Source organism: Clostridium sp. N3C, from assembly GCF_900095445.1.
Lineage (GTDB): Bacteria > Bacillota > Clostridia > Clostridiales > Clostridiaceae > Clostridium_AU.
The window spans coordinates 22,430-43,772 of the sequence record NZ_FMJL01000030.1; the positions used below are offsets into that span (position 1 = coordinate 22,430).

The 21,343-nt window shown below is 31.9% G+C and carries 9 protein-coding genes; 6 read left to right on the forward strand and 3 right to left on the reverse strand.

All coding sequences use genetic code 11. From position 1 onward, the window contains the following. Positions 1 to 53: 53 nt before the first annotated feature. Both pulA and N3C_RS09195 read right to left on the reverse strand, forming a co-directional pair. The gene (gene pulA / locus N3C_RS09190) at positions 54 to 7,916 is read right to left on the reverse strand and encodes a type I pullulanase (protein WP_074365738.1); all 7,863 of its coding nucleotides are present in this window, start codon (positions 7,914 to 7,916) and stop codon (positions 54 to 56) included. 246 nt (positions 7,917 to 8,162) lie between these two features. Beyond that, on the reverse strand, positions 8,163 to 8,810 hold the full coding sequence (locus tag N3C_RS09195) for a LysE family translocator (RefSeq protein WP_074365739.1): 648 nt from the start codon (positions 8,808 to 8,810) through the stop codon (positions 8,163 to 8,165). 246 nt (positions 8,811 to 9,056) lie between these two features. On the opposite strand from N3C_RS09195, the gene N3C_RS09200 reads away from it, so the two are divergent. The 3 genes from N3C_RS09200 (at position 9,057) to N3C_RS09210 (ending at position 16,388) form a co-directional block, all read left to right on the forward strand. Then, on the forward strand, positions 9,057 to 12,260 hold the full coding sequence (locus N3C_RS09200) for a tetratricopeptide repeat-containing diguanylate cyclase (RefSeq protein ID WP_074365740.1): 3,204 nt from the start codon (positions 9,057 to 9,059) through the stop codon (positions 12,258 to 12,260). A 189-nt stretch (positions 12,261 to 12,449) separates the two neighbouring features. Then, positions 12,450 to 15,641, forward strand: a complete 3,192-nt coding sequence (locus tag N3C_RS09205; protein WP_074365741.1) for a tetratricopeptide repeat-containing diguanylate cyclase — start codon at positions 12,450 to 12,452, stop codon at positions 15,639 to 15,641. Between the two features lie 117 nt (positions 15,642 to 15,758). Next, the gene (locus tag N3C_RS09210) at positions 15,759 to 16,388 is read left to right on the forward strand and encodes a YukJ family protein (protein WP_074365742.1); all 630 of its coding nucleotides are present in this window, start codon (positions 15,759 to 15,761) and stop codon (positions 16,386 to 16,388) included. A 50-nt stretch (positions 16,389 to 16,438) separates the two neighbouring features. On the opposite strand, the gene helD is transcribed toward N3C_RS09210, so the two are convergent. Next, positions 16,439 to 18,730 (reverse strand): RNA polymerase recycling motor HelD, encoded by a 2,292-nt coding sequence (helD, locus tag N3C_RS09215; protein WP_074365743.1) that lies wholly within the window; start codon positions 18,728 to 18,730, stop codon positions 16,439 to 16,441. Between the two features lie 165 nt (positions 18,731 to 18,895). On the opposite strand from helD, the gene N3C_RS09220 reads away from it, so the two are divergent. From N3C_RS09220 to aat, 3 genes are all read left to right on the forward strand, one after another. Then, positions 18,896 to 19,174, forward strand: a complete 279-nt coding sequence (locus N3C_RS09220; protein ID WP_074365744.1) for a hypothetical protein — start codon at positions 18,896 to 18,898, stop codon at positions 19,172 to 19,174. Between the two features lie 345 nt (positions 19,175 to 19,519). After that, entirely contained in the window at positions 19,520 to 20,692 is a 1,173-nt protein-coding gene (locus N3C_RS15440) for a 3D domain-containing protein (protein WP_074365745.1), read from the forward strand. Between the two features lie 17 nt (positions 20,693 to 20,709). After that, positions 20,710 to 21,343: leucyl/phenylalanyl-tRNA--protein transferase (aat, locus tag N3C_RS09230; RefSeq protein WP_074365746.1), on the forward strand; the 634-nt coding region annotated here is incomplete at its 3' end.

Here is a 21,343-nt window from a genome sequence, read left to right on the forward strand (position 1 = left end):
TTTAATCGCAAAAAGGATGTCAACTTAATGACATCCCTTTTATTAATTATGAATTACTTATTGAATTTTTTTCTTCTAGTGAATAGTACTACTACACCTGCTAATACAGTTAATATTCCTAATGCAAATACTGTATTTAAATCTATAGGTGAACCTGTCTTTGGTAATACACCTGTTGCCACTAGGTCCTTATCTGCAACAAAGAAGTCACTGTTATGGTCTATAGCAAATTCAATGTATCCATCAGCATCTACCTTTAGCTGCTTAGCTATAGTTTTAGCCTTATCATTCTTTTCATTGTAGTAGTATACGTACATATTGTTCTTATTCTTATTAGCTAACCAAGTTGAATCCATTTTGACTCTAACGGTTGCCTTGCCAGGAAGCTCTCCATTAGAAGCAAAGGTGAGTACTAGCACATCTTCATTATTAACCTTTTTAGCTATAGCATCCTTATTATCAGATACTGTATCCTTTAGTGAAGCTATTAGAATAGTTAAGTCAATATCCTTTACAATTTTGATATCTTTGCCGTAGAATGTCCATTCAGCATTTTCTGTTCTAAAGGTTATGAACTTGTCTGTTCCTTTAATTGCTTCAAAGATAGATTTGTCAACTCTCTTATTTGAAGATGCATCTACCACAATTGTTGATCCGTTTGAAGCATTTTTAATAGCTTCTATTATAAGCTTTTGATCATTCTTTACAACAGATCCGAGCTGCTGATCATCTGTTTTCTTTTCCTCTGTTCCTTGGCTTCCTTTGCCAGTGCTTGGTTTTTCTTCACCAGTTCCTGATTGTTCTCCTCCAGTTCCTGGTTTCTCTTCACCGCTTCCTGGATGTTCTTCGCCAGTTCCTGGTTTCTCTTCACCGCTTCCTGGTTCTTCTCCGCCAGTTCCTGGTTCTTCGCTTTCCTCTTTAACTTTAGCCAAAATTACTGTAGCTCCATCAGCTATTGCTGGTAAAGTAAAGCTTACTTTCTGATCTGAGCCAACAGTATATGTTGTTCCGCTATATAGATCCACAATTTCAGCTCCCGCTTCAAAAGGCACTTCTACAGTAACATTTTTAGAACTTGTATCTGTATTTATAGCCACAACCACAGACTGTTCATTATAGGTTCTCTTAAATACAAGATACTTTTCAGCATCACTGCCACCTATTTGAGTTCTGCTTCCCTTAGCAAAAATCTTTGAATAGTCTGCTCTGATATTTAAGAGCTTCTTATAGTGATCATGAACTGACATATATAATGGGTTATTTAATCTATCCCATGGCATATCATATCTGTTTTCACTTAATTCACCTGCTGCCATATTTCCAGCATTACGTCCACTAGCTCCAAGTTCTTCACCATAGTAAACTATAGGCTGACCTTTTGCTGTCATTTGCAATGCTACTGCTGCCTTTAACTTAGCAAGCTTATCTTCCTCTGACATATTGCCTAATCTAATTAAGAAACCATCTTCGTCATGGCTGCTTAGGAATAAACCTAAAGTAGCAGTATTGTCGATCTTATCATTTACTTCTTCTAAATAAGCTTCTACATCATTAATCTTTCCATTTACAAAGTTTTGTGCAGAATACTTGAAAGAGAAGTCTAATAAGGAATCCATTTGTCCGCTTCTAAGTTGTCCATATTGATTATTAATGTCAGCACCAAAAACTTCACCAATAAACTTAGCCTTTGGATTCTTTGTAGTCACAGCGTTCTTAAAAGCCTTCCAAGTTGTATTATCAACATGCTTTACTGTATCAATTCTAAAGTAGTCTATAGTATTACCCTTTTCAGTTCTGAGAATATCTATCCAAGAGCTCTGCCATTGAATAATCTTCTCTCTTACTTCAGGATTTTCAGTTAATAAATCCGGTAGTCCTGATACGTTTGATAAAATATCTCCGGAATTAACACTACCATCTCTAAGCATACCATCAAATTTAGCCTTTTCCTCAGCAGTTGGATAGTTAGATACCCCTGTACTGTTAGTATCTGTGCTTCTCATACCATAACCAACGTGATTTAAAACAACGTCAATCATGATTTTAATACCTCTGTCATGAGCTTCATCAATAAGTTCCTTTAAGTCATCTACATCTCCAAGATGTTCATCAATCTTCTCAAAGTCCTTAGCCCAATAACCATGGTATGCGTATTGCAAGCCACCGAAAGCTGCTCCTTGGTTAAAGTCAATATTATCTACAATAGGTGTTATCCATATTGTATTTATTCCCAAGTCCTGTAAGTAATCTAGCTTTTTAGTTATACCCTTAAAGTCACCACCATGATATGTCTCTAAATTGCTCTTATCATAGTTTTCACCATTTGGATCATCATTGCTAGTATCACCATTGTAAAATCTATCGGTTAACATAAAGTAAATTCTAGCTTCATCCCAATCAAAATCAGTATTTCCAACATACTGTCTTGTTTTTACTGTAACAGTGGCTTCAGACTTATGTTCATTTCCAAACTGATCTACTACAGTAATAGCAATCTTTTTGTCGCCAGCAGTTACATTATCCCTAACGGATATTGTATGACTCATAAGATTAGTGTCAACTTCCACCTTATCTGGGCCACCAAGTGCGGATAAGTCAGCATAGATCTTCTTAGCTACTGCGCCATCTTCAGAAGTTACTTCTATATTAAGCACAGCATTTTCACTATAATCTATAGCCTTTGAACTTACTGAAGCATTAATTTTCATATCTGGTAATCTATATTCGATAATAGATTTTCCATTTACCGTATTCTTAGGATCAGTAATTACTTTTTTATTACCATCCTTGTCAGTAATATGGAACTTATATTCATAAACCCCTTCTTCAGCTAATTTTAGACTACCACGATATAATTCATCTTCTTCATCATAGCTCATATCATAAAGCTGTCCATTTACTTCAACCTGCACCTTTTGAAGTTGAGATAATGTATTATTAACAAATAAATCATCATCTCTATATTCAAAGTAGGCTACACCATTTTCAACCTTAGCTCCAGTTACTGATGGTAAAGTTACTATTTCACTAACACCGCTAAATACCTTAACTTTAGTTACTACTGCATCTTCATCTACTTCTATACTTCTATCTGCTTCTATATCTTTATCATCCCAATTGCCTTTTCTTACAATGAAGCCTATTCTTGTTACTCCTGGTGCTATTTCTACCTTTGCAACAACGCTACCATCATTAGCACTACTAAAATCAACCTGTCCATCAACATTGGATAATCCCGTTGACCATACCCAAAGATTCCAACCAGTATAATCCTTATCAGGACGAGAATAGTACAAATAAATATATCTCTTTACACTCTTCTTAACGGTCATAACAAGTTCTTGCTCAGCGTCGCCTGCTTTAGCTTTTATAGTAACTGTTCCTGGTTTTATACCAGTAACAACTCCACTAGCATTAACTGTAGCTATGGATTCATCGCTGGAAGACCAAGTTATTCCTGTAGTTAAGATCTGATCAAATTGATCCTTTACAGTTGCTGTAAGTGTTACTTGCGCATCTGTATAAACTGAATTAGAACCGCTTATATTTATTGTAGTTGGAACTAACTTACCTACATTTACTTTAACAGTTGCTGTAGCTTCTCCAACTTTAGCTGTAACTAGTGCAGTACCATCCTTTAATGCTGTTATCTTACCGGATTTACTTACAGAAACCACACCACTTTCATCCGCTGACCAAGTTACCACAGCATTAGGAATTATTCTATTAGTTTGGTCTTTTACAACTGCTGTCAAATAAGTATATTTACCTGCTTCTAATCCTATAGTATTTTTTGATAACTCTATAGTTGTTGGTATTGATTCATATGCTTCCTCAGCTTCGTCGTAAAGCACCATCATTGATATTGGTTCAACAGTAACTTTGTTGCCGTCTATCTCACTTAGAACTTCTACACCAGCTTTTTGTCCATTAACAACTACTTTCCAGCTTGCACTGAAAGGTAATTGAACCTCTTGACTTGTAGTATTTGCATTATATATTACTACAATGTTCTTCCAAGTATCGCCATTAGCATAGTTCTTTAATTGGAATACAACCACATTTCCATTAGCCTTCTTAACTTCAAGATTGCTTTCAACGGCAGCTTTAGTATTCATTCTAAAGGCTGGATGTGACTTTCTTAACTCAATTAAGCCCTTATAATAATCAAATACCTCTTTAAATTTCTCTTTATTTTCCCAGCTTATTTTATTTATTGAATCTGGGCTCTTGTAACTGTTATGGTCACCATATTTTGTCTTTATAAATTCATCTCCTGCTTGGAAGAATGGTATACCCTGAGAGGTTAATATTATACCATTAGCAAGAAGTGTTTGCTTAACTGTAGTGTTAGCTAAGACATTGTTTAAATCTATATCCTTATAAGGATCTTCCTTATCAATTCCTTCTGGAGAAGTGTTAAGGAATTTATCCCAAAGGTTCAAGTTATCATGGGCAGTTACATAGTTGATACTTTCTGAAGGAGAATTAGTAAAGTCATATATAGAACCTCTAACACCTTCAACTATAGCCGCTTCTTTTCCAGAGGCACCATTTGCAAAACCAGTAGTCTTATCGTCACTGCCTCCTTTAATAGCTCCTCTAAAGTTATCATTGAATACTGCAAAGCCCTTATCTTTTTGGCTTCCCTTTAAAGTTTGCTGTTCCTGAGACAGTGAGCTTCCACCAGCCTGCCATGGTTCACCATAAATTAAGATAGTTGGATCAACTTCATTTCTCAATTCATTAGTTACTTCTGTCATAGTTGTTGTATCAATCAATCCCATTAAGTCAAATCTAAATCCGTCTACCTTATATTCGTTAGCCCAATACTTAACAGAATCCTTGATAAACTTTCTAACCATTGGTCTTTCACTGGCTACCTCATTACCACAGCCTGAACCATTAGTAAACTTACCATTATCATCAGTACGATAATAATATCCTGGTACTATTAAATTAAAGGAAGAAGTAGTTGTTTCATAAGTATGGTTGTAAACTACGTCCATAACTACTCTTATTCCATTTTCATGAAGCGCCTGCACCATTTCTTTAAACTGAGTTACTCTTAAAGCTGGGTCAGTAGCATCTGTAGAATAAGAACCTTCTGGCACATTGTAGTTCTGTGGATCATATCCCCAGTTATATTGAGCTTCCTTTGACATTTCGTTTACTGTTTTATAGTCATAGGATGGAAGCAAATGTACATGTGTAATTCCCAATTCAACTAGGTGATCTATACCAGTTTTTATACTATTATTTCCTACAAGAGTTGTACCCTCTTCTGTAAAGGCCTTAAAGGTACCTTTATTATCCATACCGGATTTTTCATCTATAGAAAAATCTCTCACATGCAATTCGTATAATATTGCATCTGTTGCTTTTATCATAGCTGGTCTTTCTATTTCTTCAAAGTCTTCAGGATCTGTAGAATCTAAATCAATTATAGCTCCCCTTTGTCCATTAGCAGAAACTGCCTTAGCATATGGGTCTACTGCATAATTTACTGTACCATCAGCAAATTGAACCTTATACATATAGTATTTATTTTCATAATCTCCATGTACGGTTCCTACCCAAGCACCCTCTTCAGAACGGGACATTTCATATTCAGTGCCCCCTTCATGGTTAGTTACTAAACCGACTTCATTGTATTGTCCAGCATCATTATAAAGGACCACGCTTACCTTAGTAGCTGTAGGAGCCCATACTCTAAATATACTTTCATAAGGTTTGTATTCAACTCCTAAATCGGATCTACTATAAGTAAATTTGCTGTGATTTAATATGTCCCTCATCACAACTTTTACTGCTCTGTAGCTTTGACTTTCAACAGTATATAGTTTTCTAACATCTATCTTACTAGGATCTGTAACAGTTATTTCTACTTTTTTGTCTGATAATTTTTTAGTAGTAGCTTCTATTACTTGTCCATTTTCATCCTTTACTATAAAGGTTTTTGCTTCTTCATCAGATATAGTACCTGTTGTAGTAGCATATATCTTATTTAAATCATCCATAAATGCAGCTCTTACCTTAGGCCTTATATCCGCTTCACTTCTACTGTAGTAGATAGTATCATCTGCCTCTATAATCCATACATCAATGGATTTACCCTCTTTAATTTGGATTACTTTTGCATCTTCTTGTGCGTTCCAAACACCTTTTGTTCTTGGTATAACGTTTACTTTAGTGGCAGTGCTCTTAACCTCTGCTACAGCAAAACCATCCACTAAATCTGGCTTAAATTCATAGGCAGAACCTTCTTTTCCATCTAGCCAAATCCATAAATCCCAGTTCAACTGTTCATTATCATATCTATAATAGTGAATATTATAGGTATACATTTGGGAAACAACAGTGATTTCCTTCTTAACTTCAAAGCTATCATAAGTTGCCACTAAGGATATTTTAGTATCTGCTGGAACATCCTTTGAAACTACTAATTTATTATCCTCAATGGATACACCTTCTATAGATCTTTCCAGAGACCAAACCGGTGTAACTACTTGCTCTTGACCTTTTGCATTAAGTAACTTAGCCGCTAAATCTAAGCTTCCTCCACTTTCCACTTCACTAGCTGTATTTATTATAAGTCCTGGCACTATCAATAAGGAATTGCCATTTCTAGTTTTAGTATTTACTTTATCTAAAAAGTCTCCATCCCAAGATTCAGCTAAAGGTTTAAACTTATATTCATAAGTTCCTGGTGTAAGTTTAACACTTGCTTTAAAGATACCGTTTTCATCCTTAGCCATAGAAATTTGCTTATTTGTATCCCATTGTACAAAATCACCTATAACATATAAGGTATTTCCGCTATGTTCTGCTTTGAATGTAACGGTACCGTCTGAATTAACTACAGGTATATTTTCTTTTAAAACTGTAACTGTTTTTGTTACAACCTGTGTTTCATCTGACTTTCTAACAGCTTTAATTATTATCTTTGTAGCTAAAGTACCGGAAGGAAAGTCCTTTACTGTTAATGATCCATTCTCATCTATTTCTACAACATTTGTAGCAGTACTTCCATCTTCACCGGTAACGGACCAGTACACTTCATCTGCATTGCCATCGGTACCAGCTCCATCTTCGGAGATAAATCTAGGTATGTAATTTGTAGTTTCTCCTAAAACAACAGAATCTGCACCTTTAATTTCAGATAATCTAGGAACAAAAGGTCCGGTAATTTCTTCAACTGTGAATTCCTTGCTGTAAACACTCTGAACATTTGGATTTGCTGATTCATTCCAACTAGAAGCTTTGCTATTTCCCTCATCTGGAATAACATCAAAAGCTCCGTGTTCGCTACCATTATTACCGCTTAATACCACTATTCCTTTTAGCTTATCACCAGCTTCTAAGCCAAGTAAACTTAAAGGAATTTTTCCTTCGAAACCATTCTTAATATTTATAGCAAAAGCAGCATTCTGTAAATTAGAAGAATTAAGAATTTCCTTTGGTTCTCCATTTTCAATCTTATAAACGCTTGCCCAAGCTACTTCCGCTTCACTTTTAGCTCTAAGTAATATATGAATATTAGGTTTTACATCTGTTCCACTGAAGTTAAAAGGAGCACTCCACGGATTTCCCTCATACCCTGAATCTGTATGATTTACGTTTAAGGCTATATCTATAAATTGTCCTTCATTACCCCAATTAGGAACATTTTTAGCATCTACCCAAAAATACAAGTTATTATTGTCATTAGTAAGATAAAAATTCCCCACATCGCTGCCTTGCCAACCAGCAGAATCGGATGTGGCTAGTGGTTCCATGTCTTTCCAAATCTGATCTTTAACACCGTCTACACTAATACCACTAGCAGCTTGTACCTCTAAATTCAACTGTGGTACTAAGCTGAATAAAAACAAGAAAGCCATTACTAGACTTAACTTATTTTTATATTTTTTCATGTTATCCCTCCTTTATTTAATTTAAACATCTTTTGTGTTTGCAAACGGTTGCAAAATCAATTATAGCATTTTTTTCAATTTAATTCAATATTGTTCATGAATAAATATATCTATTTTTACAGTATTTAAATGATTATCAAATATTATCGAAATTTATGTTTATATTAGAACAATATCCATATAATATTAAAAAAGAGACTCAATAAAAATGAATCTCTTTTACTGTTAATATTCGTCGTTAAATCATTAAATGAAACAAAACTGAATTACACCATATACAAATAATACAACTCCTAAAACTGCTATTACATAGGGTAACAGATTCCCTAACCTATTTGATTTTTTACTTTTTATCGTCTTTATACCCTTTGAAGCTAAAAAATTAACCCCCGTAAGAGTAATAAACATTCCTAAAATCATAGATGCTACAAAAATGCCATATGTAAGAACACCTTTATCATGCCAATATGTTATAAAAGTTGTACTAAAAGTTAACCAAGCAAAATGAGTCATGGGATAAGAAAAGGTAATGACAAAGCCCGTAATATAAGGATGGTCAAATAATCCTTTTTTCTCCAGATATTTTTCTTCATCTTGCAAATTAAATCCACGACCTCTCTTAATATCCTTATAGCCTATGTAAAATGTAACAATACCTGATAGCATCCAAAAAATATCCTTAAAACACTTATTACTTTCTAGCCAACTCAATAGGCCAAAATTAATTAGTATGGCATCTAATGTATCTACAGATAGAGCACCTATTACCACTAAGATCCCTTTTCTAAAACCTTTTGTTACTGTCCATCTAATGGCTTCAATTCCTGCAGGACCTACAGGAATAGCAATGACCATTCCTATAGCTAGTCCCCACAAAAGCGCCTTAAATATCATAATTAATCCCCCCATCTGCATACTAATTTTTATAATATCATAAAAATTAACTCTACCATATATAAAATATAAACTAAATTTCTCTATATCTAATTCAACTTGATTTTATATTAAATTGTGTATATCGTTCTACACAAAATATGCTATAATAAATTCAAGTAAAGCATATTAATAATTTTTACCAAAAATGCTAACATATAATTTTTATATTTTCCATGTCCGTACCCTATTTGGAGGTTTATTATAATGAATAAGCAAATTAACCTTTTTTCTAATCTACTTCAAAATAATTTTGAAAAAGTATTAAAGAATAAATGTTGCACTCTTCATTTTCATAGTGAAAATATGGGTAACTTTTGCTATTTAGTTGATAATTCCTTATCAACTTTAAATAATAAATTCCTCTTTTATAAATATCAATTTATAGCTAATAAAATAACTGAACCCTATGAACCTTTTTTAAATATAATACGTGAAATCGTAATCAAACTTAACATAAATATAGATCAATTGTTAGAAAATGCTAATGTATATCCTAGTCATAGAATTTTATTTAAAGGCTACTTGCAAAATCAACTACCTGAACGAAAAGATGAAATAGTTTTGGATGAATTGCAATATGAATTTACTCAAATGTGCAAATCTATTTGCAAAATTTTAAAGACTATCTCTAAAAATACACCTATTATTATAGCTATGGCTGATTTGCAATTTGCAGATTGCAATACTTTAGAGCTTATTAAGTATATTAATAGCTTTTCAGCAAGCGGTAAAATAATGTTTATTTACTGCTATAATAAAAATTACTATTTTGAAGATTCAACCAAGTATGATAACTGGAGTAGCTTTATTTCCCTTTCAGAAGAAAGACATAGTATAATTGATTTACCTCAAGATACTTCCAATGAAAATCTAAGTTGGCATACTGCTGATTCTTCAAATTCTCTTGATGAAATTGTAAATCTTGCTTCTTTAAATCTAAGCTTCCTTAATTTAAAAAATGCAATAAGCTGCGCATCCATAGCAAAAAATTTAACCATTACTAATGTTATTAAAGAAGAAACTCGGTTCAAAATTTTTGAAATTTTAGCCGATAGCCACTATTATTTAGGGGAAATGGATAACGCCCTAATTTACTATAGAACACTTTCGGAAATAGCACATAAAACTAACGACTACAAAATGCTTTCAGAAGCTTATAGAAAAACAGCTTTAGCTTATTTAAAAAATTACGATGTAAATACCGCCACAAAGCTGTCAAGTCAATGCTTAAAGTACGCAGCATTAACCAAGGATGAGTTCCAACTTTTAAGAGCCTATCATTTATTGTTTTGTATATCTGATAGAACCACTCATCCTATGGACAGAGATAGATACTTTTTCCTATTAAATTTACTTGAGAAGTATAATCTTAAAAATACTTATGTTCATTGCTTAAAAAATGCTTCTTTATATTCCGATTACTATAATAATGTTGCTGATCTTCACGCTTTATGTGATAAAGCTATTGAAATTTCTAAAGAAAATCAAAATGAGTTTGCTCTATTTGTTAGTTATCACAAGAAAGGTATTATTTACTCTTATAATGAAGATTATGATAATGCATTAACATATTTTCTAAAAAGTAAGGATCTTAGATTAAAACTTGGCTATTCTTTGTACTTAACTCGAATTTATAACGGTATTGGTTATTTATACATGCTTACAGAGAAATACAAAGAATCTCAACGATACTATAAAAAGGCAATTAGTCAATTACACAAAATCCACGATTTTAATGAAGTTTCTGCGACTCTTTGCAATTATGCCTTTCTACATTTTATAAGTAGAAATTATAAAGAATGTATCAAAATAATTGACAAGCAGCTTCAAATAATGAGAATTTTTAATATAACCTACCTTCCATATAGAAACATAAATGATATTTACATATTAAAAGCTTTATGTTTCTGTAAACTAGGAGAATACTTTAAAGCAACAAACTTAGTAACTAGAATAGAGGCTACAAGTTCCATAACCCCAACCCATAACTATATGCTTTTATATTGCATGCTAAAGGGACTAATTTATGCTGAAAATAATCAATACGATTTAGCAGTAAACTCCTTTGAAGAAGCCATATGTAAGCTTGATTCTGCTAATAAATCTAGTAAGTTTATGCTTCCTATGTATTATCTAGAATACGGAGAACTGCTCTTTAAGATTAATAGCAAGCAACATGTAGAAGAAGTTCTAAAAAAAGGGTTGTCTTTATGCGAAAAAATGAATTATAAATATTATAAAGGATTAATTCAAAATCTTTTAGAAGGTAAGCAAAATCAAAACACTAGTTATAAATTATCAAAAGTAGATTTAGATTTAGACTCTATAATAGAACTAGCAAAACAGGATATCACACTTAATAAACTTCAAAAGAAAATACGTGAAATAGAGTTTTTAAGTAAAATTCAAGAACTATCCAGCAACTTACTAGATAGAGACGCTATTATAGAAAAATATTTAACATTAATTCTCTCAAACTTTCCTGTTGATGTGGTTAATCTTTATTACCACAAAGATAAAGAATATCTTTGCTTAGCTTCTAAGTGTACTGCAATTACAAAAATTGAAGTTCCTATTGAATATATAAAGAGGTTATTGGATAAAAAGGTTCCTCAACTATTAAGCCTATGCAATGATAAAGAAAGTCTTGATTTAAATAATACTAGTTCTATGAGGTTTATTATTAATATCCCAGAAAAATTTGGCCCTAACTCCTACTTAGATTTGTTTGTTGCTACTATTAATCCACAAAACAACTTAACTGAAGATGACTTAAATATTTTATCTATATCCATAAGTCAATTATCAACTATTTTAGCTAAGGTAGAGCAAGATTTAGAATTACTAAGAGCAAGCAGAACGGATCAGCTAACTGGTGTAAACAACAGACAAGCTCTTCAAATAGCTATTAATGAAGAAATATTAAGGATTAAAAATACAGAAGATAAAATTACTAAGGATATCTCCGTAATATTTATTGACTTAGATAACTTTAAATATTATAACGATACTTTTGGTCATAATGTTGGTGATTTAATTCTTAAAAGTTTCGCTAACATATTAAAACAATACTTTAGACCAACAGATTTTATTGCAAGATTTGGCGGAGATGAATTTGTAATAATTCTTCCAGATACTAATAAAGAAACAGCTCATATTATGGGGCAGAAACTTTTAAGTAAACTGTCTCATGAAGCTGTACTAAAACACAGTTTATCTGAAATTATAGGAGTTACAGCAAATATACCAGATGAAAATTTACTAACCTGCTCTATTGGTATTGCTAGTCATAGCTTTACTAAAAATGATGCAGAGAAACTTGACGTTTTACTTCATTATGCAGATAAAGCTCAGTACAAATCTAAAAACTCTGGAAAGAACGCTATTAGTATCTATGGTAATTCTTAGTAGTTTGACCCTTCATATTATGTTTTTATCTTTTTTATTTCTTCTTTTGCAAACTATGTTATATAACAGCTTAATTACCCATATTATTATTCTAGATTGACTTTTAAATACAATTTAAATTAATTTTAAAGGCTTATACAAAAAATGTTTTTTGAACTGGTAATTTTTTACTTTGGAGGTTCTGAATATATGAATAGTAAATTTAAAAACTTTACGGATATACTCCATAATCAGTTTAAAAATGTGCTAAAAGGTAACCCGTTAACTATCAACTTCCACACAACAGATATAAGTAACTTTTGTTACTTAATAGACAGTTCCTTTGGAGAGGAAGATAACAACTACCTTTTATTTAAATATCAATATAAACAAGCTGATATATTAGAACCCTACGAACCCTTTTTATCTATAATACGAGACACTATTAATAAATATAATATTGATATAAAAAAGTTATTAGATAAGTCTAAAGTATATCCAGCTCATAAGATATTATTTGAAAGCTATATAAAAGGAGAAGTGCCAATTAGACTAGATGAACTTGTAACAGGAGAAATTATTTATGAGATATCACAGTTACACAAATCAATTGCTAACTTATTAAAGTCTCTATCAAAATATAGTCCCCTTATCATTGCTCTTGGCCAATTGCAATTTGCAGACTTCTCCACCTTAGATCTAATTAAGTCTTTCAAAGACAATTTAAATGATTGTAGAGTCTTCCTTATATATGGGTATAATCAAAATTACTATTTTGCAAATCCTGATTACTATGAAACTTGGAATGAATTTGTTACCTTTGCAGAGGAAAAACACAGTATATTTAATTTAGAAAATACCCTTATTCCACATCAATCTGATTGGAGCTATCTTAAAACTCAAGATAATTTGACCATCAATAAAATTACAACTATTAGTTCACTAAATTTACACTTTTTAAACTTTAATAATGCAATATACTGCGGATTAAAAGCTGAATCCATGCTAAAAGGTAAAGAAGACATTACTTTAAGATATACTATTCACCATGTTCTAGGGGATAGTTATTATCATTTAGATAAAATTGAAAACGCTTTAACTTATTACCGTATATTCTTAGAATTGGCTCACAAGGAAGAAAATTACAAGCAGATTTCGGAAGCATATAGGAAATTAGCTATGTGTTATATAAAAAAATACGATTTAGAAACTAGCACTACTTTAGCAAATCAATGTTTAAAATATGCTAGCCTTATGGATGATGACCTTCAACTTATGCGGGCCTATTATTTGATGTATCTATTAGCAGACATAAGTTCTCGTTCCATTGATAAATATAACTATTTCACTTTACTAAGGTTACTAGAAAAGTATAATCTAAAAAATAACTACGCCTATTATTTACAAGATGCATCCTTATACACTGAATTCTTTTCCTTAGAGGAACTTCATGCTCTATGTGATAAGAGTATTCAAATTTCTTTAGAAAATGAAAATGAGTTTTGCTTGTTTGTTAACTATCATAAAAAAGGAATTTTGTATACTTACAGTGAAGATTATGAAAATGCTATAAAATGTTTTCTTAAGAGTAAAGATTTACGTCAAAAATTAGGGTACCCTATACATTTAACTCAAATCCATAATGCTATTGGTTATTTATATCTAATTACAGAAAAATACAAAGAAGCTCAAAAGCACTACCAAAAAGCCATTGATCAATTAACTAAAATTCATGATTATAATGAAATTGCCGCCACACTCTTTAATTATGCTTTTATTCAATTCATGACCAGGAATTATATAGCTTGTATTAAATCGTTGGACAAACTTCTTCAGATAATAAAAATTTTTAATATGACTTACTTGCCTTATAGAACTATTACAGACATTTATGTAATAAAAGCCTTTAGTTTTTATCAGATTGGAGAATCTTTTAAGGCAATTGATTTATTAAACAGGGTGGATTCAATGTCATCCATTAAGTTAACTTTCAATCATAGGTTCCTATATTATATTTTAAACGGTCTTATTAAAGCAGACAGTGAACAATATGAAGAATTTATTTCATTATTTGAAGATGCCTCTTCTCAACTAGATCCAGCAAACGGATCAAGCAAATTTTTATTACCTATTTATTACATAGAATATGGTCGAAAGCTTATTTCTATAGGCAAAAAAGAGCAGGGAGAAAAAATACTTAAAGAAGGTTTAGACTTTTGCAATAATCAAAATTATCAATATCATAAACAATTAATTGAAATGTCTTTAGCTAATGTAAATTCACCTTTACCTAATTTTAATCTACCAAAAATAAGATTGAATTTAGATTCTATAATAGAACTTGCTAAGCAAGACGTTACTCTTAATAAATTGCAAAAGAAAATTGGAGAAATCGAGTTTATAAGTAAAGTTCAAGAACTATCTAGTAGCTCTATGAATGGAAACTCCATTATAGACTCATACTTGTCTTTAATCCATGTAAATTTCCCTGTTGACATAACTAACATATACTCTAAGATAGGTGATGAATATGTATGTATGGCTTCTAAATCTAGCACTATAGCAAAAGTAGAAATACCTATAGAATATGTAAAAGAATTGATGAATGCAAATCGTCCAACTCTCTTAAATTTATCAAATAACAATCAAATAGATGGTAGCATAAAGGATTTAAAGTGTATTATTAATATTCCTATATGTTGGGATAATAACAGTACTCTTAATTTATTTGTAGCTACAATAAATCCTAACAGTAGACTAACAGAGGACGACTTAAACGTTCTATCAATTTCTATGAAGCAGTTTATAACTATTCTTTCTAGAGTTAAACATGAATCGGAATTGCTTGAGATGAGTAGAACAGATAGTCTAACCGGTTTAAATAACCGTCAGGCTCTTCAACTAGCATTAAAGGATGAATTTTCAAAAATTAAAGATAATACTAGCGATATTAATACAGAACTATCCCTTATGTTTATAGATTTAGACAACTTTAAGTATTACAACGATACCTTCGGCCATAGCGTAGGAGATAGTTTACTAAAAATCTTTGCTAGATTCCTAAAAGAATCTTTCAGTACTTCCGACTTCGTAGCTAGGTTCGGTGGTGATGAATTTATTATAATTCTTCCAAATACAAATAAGAATACATCCAAACTAATAGCAGAGAATATTTTACGCAAAATGTCTGATAAAACAAGTTCCTTCCAGCAACAGTTACAGGAGCTTATTGGTAACGATAAGATCATTAGTTCAGACAAATTATTAACTTGTTCTATCGGAATATCTAGCATAAGTTCTACGAATAAAGAGAATATCTGTTTAGATAGCCTGTTACGTAATGCTGACCAAGCTATGTATACAGCAAAAAAATCCGGTAAAAATGCAATTTTCATAATTTAAAAAACTATATCCCTTTGCTTTTGCATGGGATATAGTTTTTTGCTTAAACTAAATATAATATGCGATTTCTTTGATCTTTACGGCAACTGCTCATTATTCTAAAAAGGAGGCTTAATGATGGATGAGGAATATGGTGTGCTAAAATGTAAAATTGTTGAAACCACTGGCATAAAGGGCAAAACACCTCATTTTCATATACATGGCTTCGCCGATGGAATTCACTACAGAATTTCTGTTAACATTCAGTCTGAAAGTCCACCTTACGATATGCTCTACTATATAGATTATGATTTTAAAAATATAATTACTGAAAAATTATCTCTTTTACCCTTTGGTTTTAATGCTATTGGTCCTAATATAAAAGAGGAGCTAGGCCTAGATTATGCCCGAGGAGATTTATTTGATTTATCTAAACTAACCCCTATACCGGATTCCCTTCCCGGCAATGATAATGATTTGGAAGAAAAAATTCGGGCAATTACACACAAGGCCCTTCAAAAGCAACAAAGCACCATATTGTACGCCTTTGGCAGGCGTTGGGGCCCTGTAGGCAATAAGGATAAGTATTTTCATTTTTCTCCTGGTGACGGACTTCACTTCCTTCATATGAATCAGGGCAATAGTGATCTTCATGAAAAGGCTAATGATACTTGGCAAGATGGAGGTCTTTTAATACATTTTCAAGAAGAAAATAAATGGAACGCTCTCTTTCTTGCTTTTCAATCTCAGTTTCCTCTTGATACTTAACAGTAATTCATTAAATAATTTAAGATATCTACAGAATAATCTAAATGCCATTACTGTATTAAATTAGACTTTTCACCCTTATATAAAATATACTCCATGTGCAGGGATCTTGTTAAAACCACATATAGCAATCTTTTATCCAGCTCTGAATTACAGTAGTTACTATCATTACAGTCATAAACAATACTACAGTCAAATTCTAACCCCTTCGTCATATAAGAAGGTATTATTATCTTTTCTAAATCAAGCTTCTTATCCCGGTCACTAATAACCTTCCATTTATTAACACTCCTTTTAAGGAGTTTTTTTATCTCTTTGCACTGTTCATGAGTCTTGCAAATTATTGCAACATTTTTCTTTCCTGCCCTTTCTGCTTCCTCTACAAGATCATCTATTATAGCTACCACTTCTTTATCCTTTTGGTACTCTATAATTTTAGGTTCCATTCCATGCCTCAACACTGGTTTGGCTGGCTCCAAACTATTTTTCTGCTTTCTTAAAACCTTATTAGCGAAATTAACTATCTCAACAGTAGATCTATAGCTTTGAGTGAGTGGAGTATAATAAATGTCCTCTTGAAAAACTTCCTTGATTAGCTTTTGCCAATCATCTATGCCCTTATAGTAGTATATGCTTTGGCCAGTATCTCCTACTATGGTCATAGAGGAACCTAGAACCATTTCTCTCATGATAAATAGTTCAAAGGGGCTGTAATCTTGAGCTTCATCTATAACAATATGCTGAAATTTATACTTTTCTGGAATACCATTAATTTTAAACTTAAGATAAAGTAAGGCTGCTAAATCATCACTATCAATTATCCCCTTATTATAGTTATCATTAAGCTCATTAATCATAAATTTTGCAAGTTTTTCTGGTATTTTTCCTCCTGTTATCATTTCAAATATAAACTCATCATTAAATAAGTTTAAGTACAGTTTTACTATGTCATCCTGCAAGCCGTTTCCCAAGTAATTATTTATAGCTTCTTTTGCCTCATCCTTTAATGTAGCCTTTTTCTTATCCCTTTCGTCATATAAAGCTGTAAGTTTTTCACGCCTCTCTACGCTATCCTCCATAGAATTTCTTATAGATGCAATTTCTTTAGCATAATAAGCATCAATCTCCTCGCTTATATTAGTCAATTTGCTTTTTAACTTTTCCATTAAATATTTCTTAATTTCCTGCTTTCTTTTATTAGGAGGAGTATGAGATAAATCCTTCAAATACAATCTTTTTATCTCTTTACCTTTAAATAAAGTATATTTATCAACTACAATATCCTCATAATCTATGCCTGAAGCCTCTATATATTTAGCATATCGATCCAAAATAGTTTTAAATACCATACTCCCCTTTACTTTACTGCTATTTGTAATATACTTGATATTTTCCCCTTGAGAATTTTCTATAACATAGGCCAACTTTTTATCCTTAGGATACAGTTTATAGGATACATTAAGTATTTCCATAGCAAGTTCCTCAAAGGTTTTTTGCTTAACATCCTCAACACCTAAATTAGGTAATATGTCAGAAATATAATCCAAAAACAGCTTGTTTGGTGCTACTACTAAAACATCATTGCCCCTTATTTTTTGCCTGTACTTATATAATAAATAGGCTAATCTATGTAAAGCTACTGTAGTTTTTCCTGATCCTGCAGAACCTTGTACTATCAAAGCCTTGCTCTTCTCAGCCCTAATAATTTCATTTTGCTCCTTCTGTATAGTGGCTACAATGTCCTTCAGCTTACCTTTTACAGACTCTTCCAAGTTAATTCTAAGAAATTCATCGGTTAAGGTTCCTTCATTACTTTCATCATTAGTTTTCAATATAATCTCGTTAATACCTTCGTCAAAGGCATCTATCAACTGACCATCCCTTATAAGAAGCTTCCTTTTTAACAAAAGCTCCCCTTCTATCTCCCCCATGGGTGCCTGGTAAGAGGTTTTACCGGAAGTACCACTATAATATAAATCTGCTATAGGTGCCCTCCAATCCACTACCTTTTCATCTCCAGTAGCTTCATCCATCAATCCAATTTTCCCAATGTAGAAACTGTCCATAGGTCCTCTAGTTTCTTGAAAATCTATTCTAGCAAAGTATGGTTGTGGCTTAACTTCCTTATAACCATTTAATATATTGCTACTAATATGATGCTGATTAATAGCAGTTTCCATCTCATAGCTATAAGAACCTCCAGATTCCTTTCTTAATATCACCACCTTTTCTTCTAATTGTAGATGTTCTTCTTCTTTATTTTTAATTTTTCTTTCTAGCCATTCAATAGTATCTTTCAAATTATTTTTCTCATATCGAAAATCTTCATCCTTTATAGCCACATTACTTCACCTCCATCTATAACTCTCTAATTATACTATAAATATAGCCAGTAACAATACGAATATTTATGTAAGATTGTCTTAAGTTTTATTTAAAGAATATATTAGGTTCTATGTTGACAAACTTAACTTATGTAAGTTAATCTTTATCTAGGAGAGTGAATTATGAAATCTGAATTATTAGAAATAGTAGTATCAACTAGAACTGATGCTGCAGGCTTATTAATTCCTACACTAATATTTATAAATGAAGGTATTGAAGGTCCTACAGCTTACTTTGTTGATAGAGTTATTCGAAGGGACAATGAAAAAATTGATGGTATAAACACAATAGCTTATACCTGTCTAGTAGAAGTAGATTCTAAAAAAGAAGCTTGGTACATAAGATTTTACCCCTCTGAGGATAAATGGTTCTTATACAAAAAAGACTTTATGGATATCTAACTTCCCAATCTTTTTACTTACAAGAAAAATATTAAGAATAAAAAGCAAAGATATAGATTTAAATTCTAATCTTTGCTTTTTATTTATTTTGTAATTTATGTGTTAATTTGACAAAATATATTTAACTTTCCGGTAGCATTCAAAGTTTTTATCCATTTTTCCTTATATCATTACAACGTTTTCATCCCCTCACTAGCTTTTTTTGTATAAGCTATGTTATAATGTTTATAATTGTGTAATATAAATTAACATTAAGTTTATAATTATTTTTTATAAAAGCTACAAATACCTATTCAAGTTAGATATCTATCTATCATATAATCTATAAAAGGAGGTGTAGCATACTTGTATAAAAAACTACTACCTTTGCTTATTTCCTTTTTATTTGTTTTTTGCTCTAGCTCACCTGTTTTCGCTGCTAATTCTCCTCAGGATGTCATAACCGCAAACAAAACAAAGTATAATGAACTTAGTTCCAAAATTGTAGAAATAAGCAAAGAAGTATCACAGCTTAGTCAAGACATAGAGAAACTTAAAGCTGACATAAGCAGAAATCAATCAGATATAGCTAATATTGAAGCAGAAATCAAAGCAAAGGAAGTTGAATTAAATAAACTAAATGATGAATTAAAAAAGACTCAGGAGATTGCTAACAAAAGATTAAATGCTTTGTATAAAAACTCCTATAGCAAAAGTACTTTATCTTTAATTCTCACTGCCAATGGCTTTTCTGACTTGCTTACTAAATTAGAAGCCACTCAGAAAATTGCAGAATTAGATAAAAAGCTTCTTTCAGAACTTCAAGAGTCAAGAGATGCCGTTAGCAAAAATATGGATAAGCTAACTGAAAAAAAGCAAGAGTTAGAAAAACTTAAGAATGAGAACACCAAAAATCTTACAGAGTTAAATACTAAAAAAAGTGACTTAGAAAACTTAATTGCTCAATTTAATAAAGAAAAGGAAGCTGCCGCTGCTTTAATAGCTGAAAATGAGGAAAAGTTAATATCCCATTCAATTTCTGTTATCGACTCTGACAGTTCAAGTATAGGAAATTTAAAAGATGCTGTTTCAACATTAAAAAGTTTAGCCCCTCAGATAAGTACTAATTCTGTAAAAGAAAAGGCTGAAAAGTATATTTCCATTGGAAATAATAAAATTGAAACACTTAGTGCATCTAAAAGTAATTCTTATAATGCTTCTTTATCCCGTGGTTCTTCTTCATATAAAGCTGCTTATAAGATGACAGCTACCGCCTATACCGGTGGAGGATTAACATCCATGGGTATAAAAGTTGTAAGAGATCCAAATGGGCTAAGTACTATCGCAGTAGATCCTAGCGTTATCCCTTTAGGTAGTAAGGTATACATACCTGGTTATGGTTATGCTATAGCTGCTGATACCGGTGGCGCAATAAAGGGGCATAAAATAGATTTATATTTAAATTCTCAGTCAGAATGCTATCAATGGGGTGTTAGAACTGTTACTGTACAAATAGTTGCTTACCCTGGTGAGTGGTAGACTCTGGAGGTAGCACTATGCCAATTTACCGTTTAACTGAAGATTTGATTTTTCCTCATCCATCCTTAGCTAATAGTGATGGACTTTTAGCTGCTTACGGTGATTTATCCCCAGAGAGATTACTGTTTGCCTATTGCAACGGTATCTTTCCTTGGTATTCAGAAGGTGAACCTATACTTTGGTGGTCACCGGATCCAAGATTTATATTATATCCTAAAGACATAAAGATCTCTCATTCTATGAAAAAGATTTTGAAGAAAAACACCTTCAAGATAACCTACAATACTTGTTTTAAAGATGTAATAGCAAATTGTGCTAATGTGAGGAAGGACACTACAGGTACTTGGATTACAGATGAAATGATAGAAGCCTATTGCACACTCCATGAACTAAACTTCGCCCACAGCATAGAGGCTTGGTATGAAAATAAACTTGTAGGTGGTCTTTATGGCCTAATTATAGGCAAATGCTTTTTTGGTGAATCTATGTTCTCCTTGATGAGCAACGCCTCTAAAGCAGCTTTTATAACTCTTTGCCAAAAGCTAGAAGAAGAAAATTTTCTTTTTATAGACTGTCAAGTTTACACTAAGCATCTTGAAAGCTTAGGCGCAGTGATGATTAGTAGAGATGAATATTTAAAGCTTTTAAAAA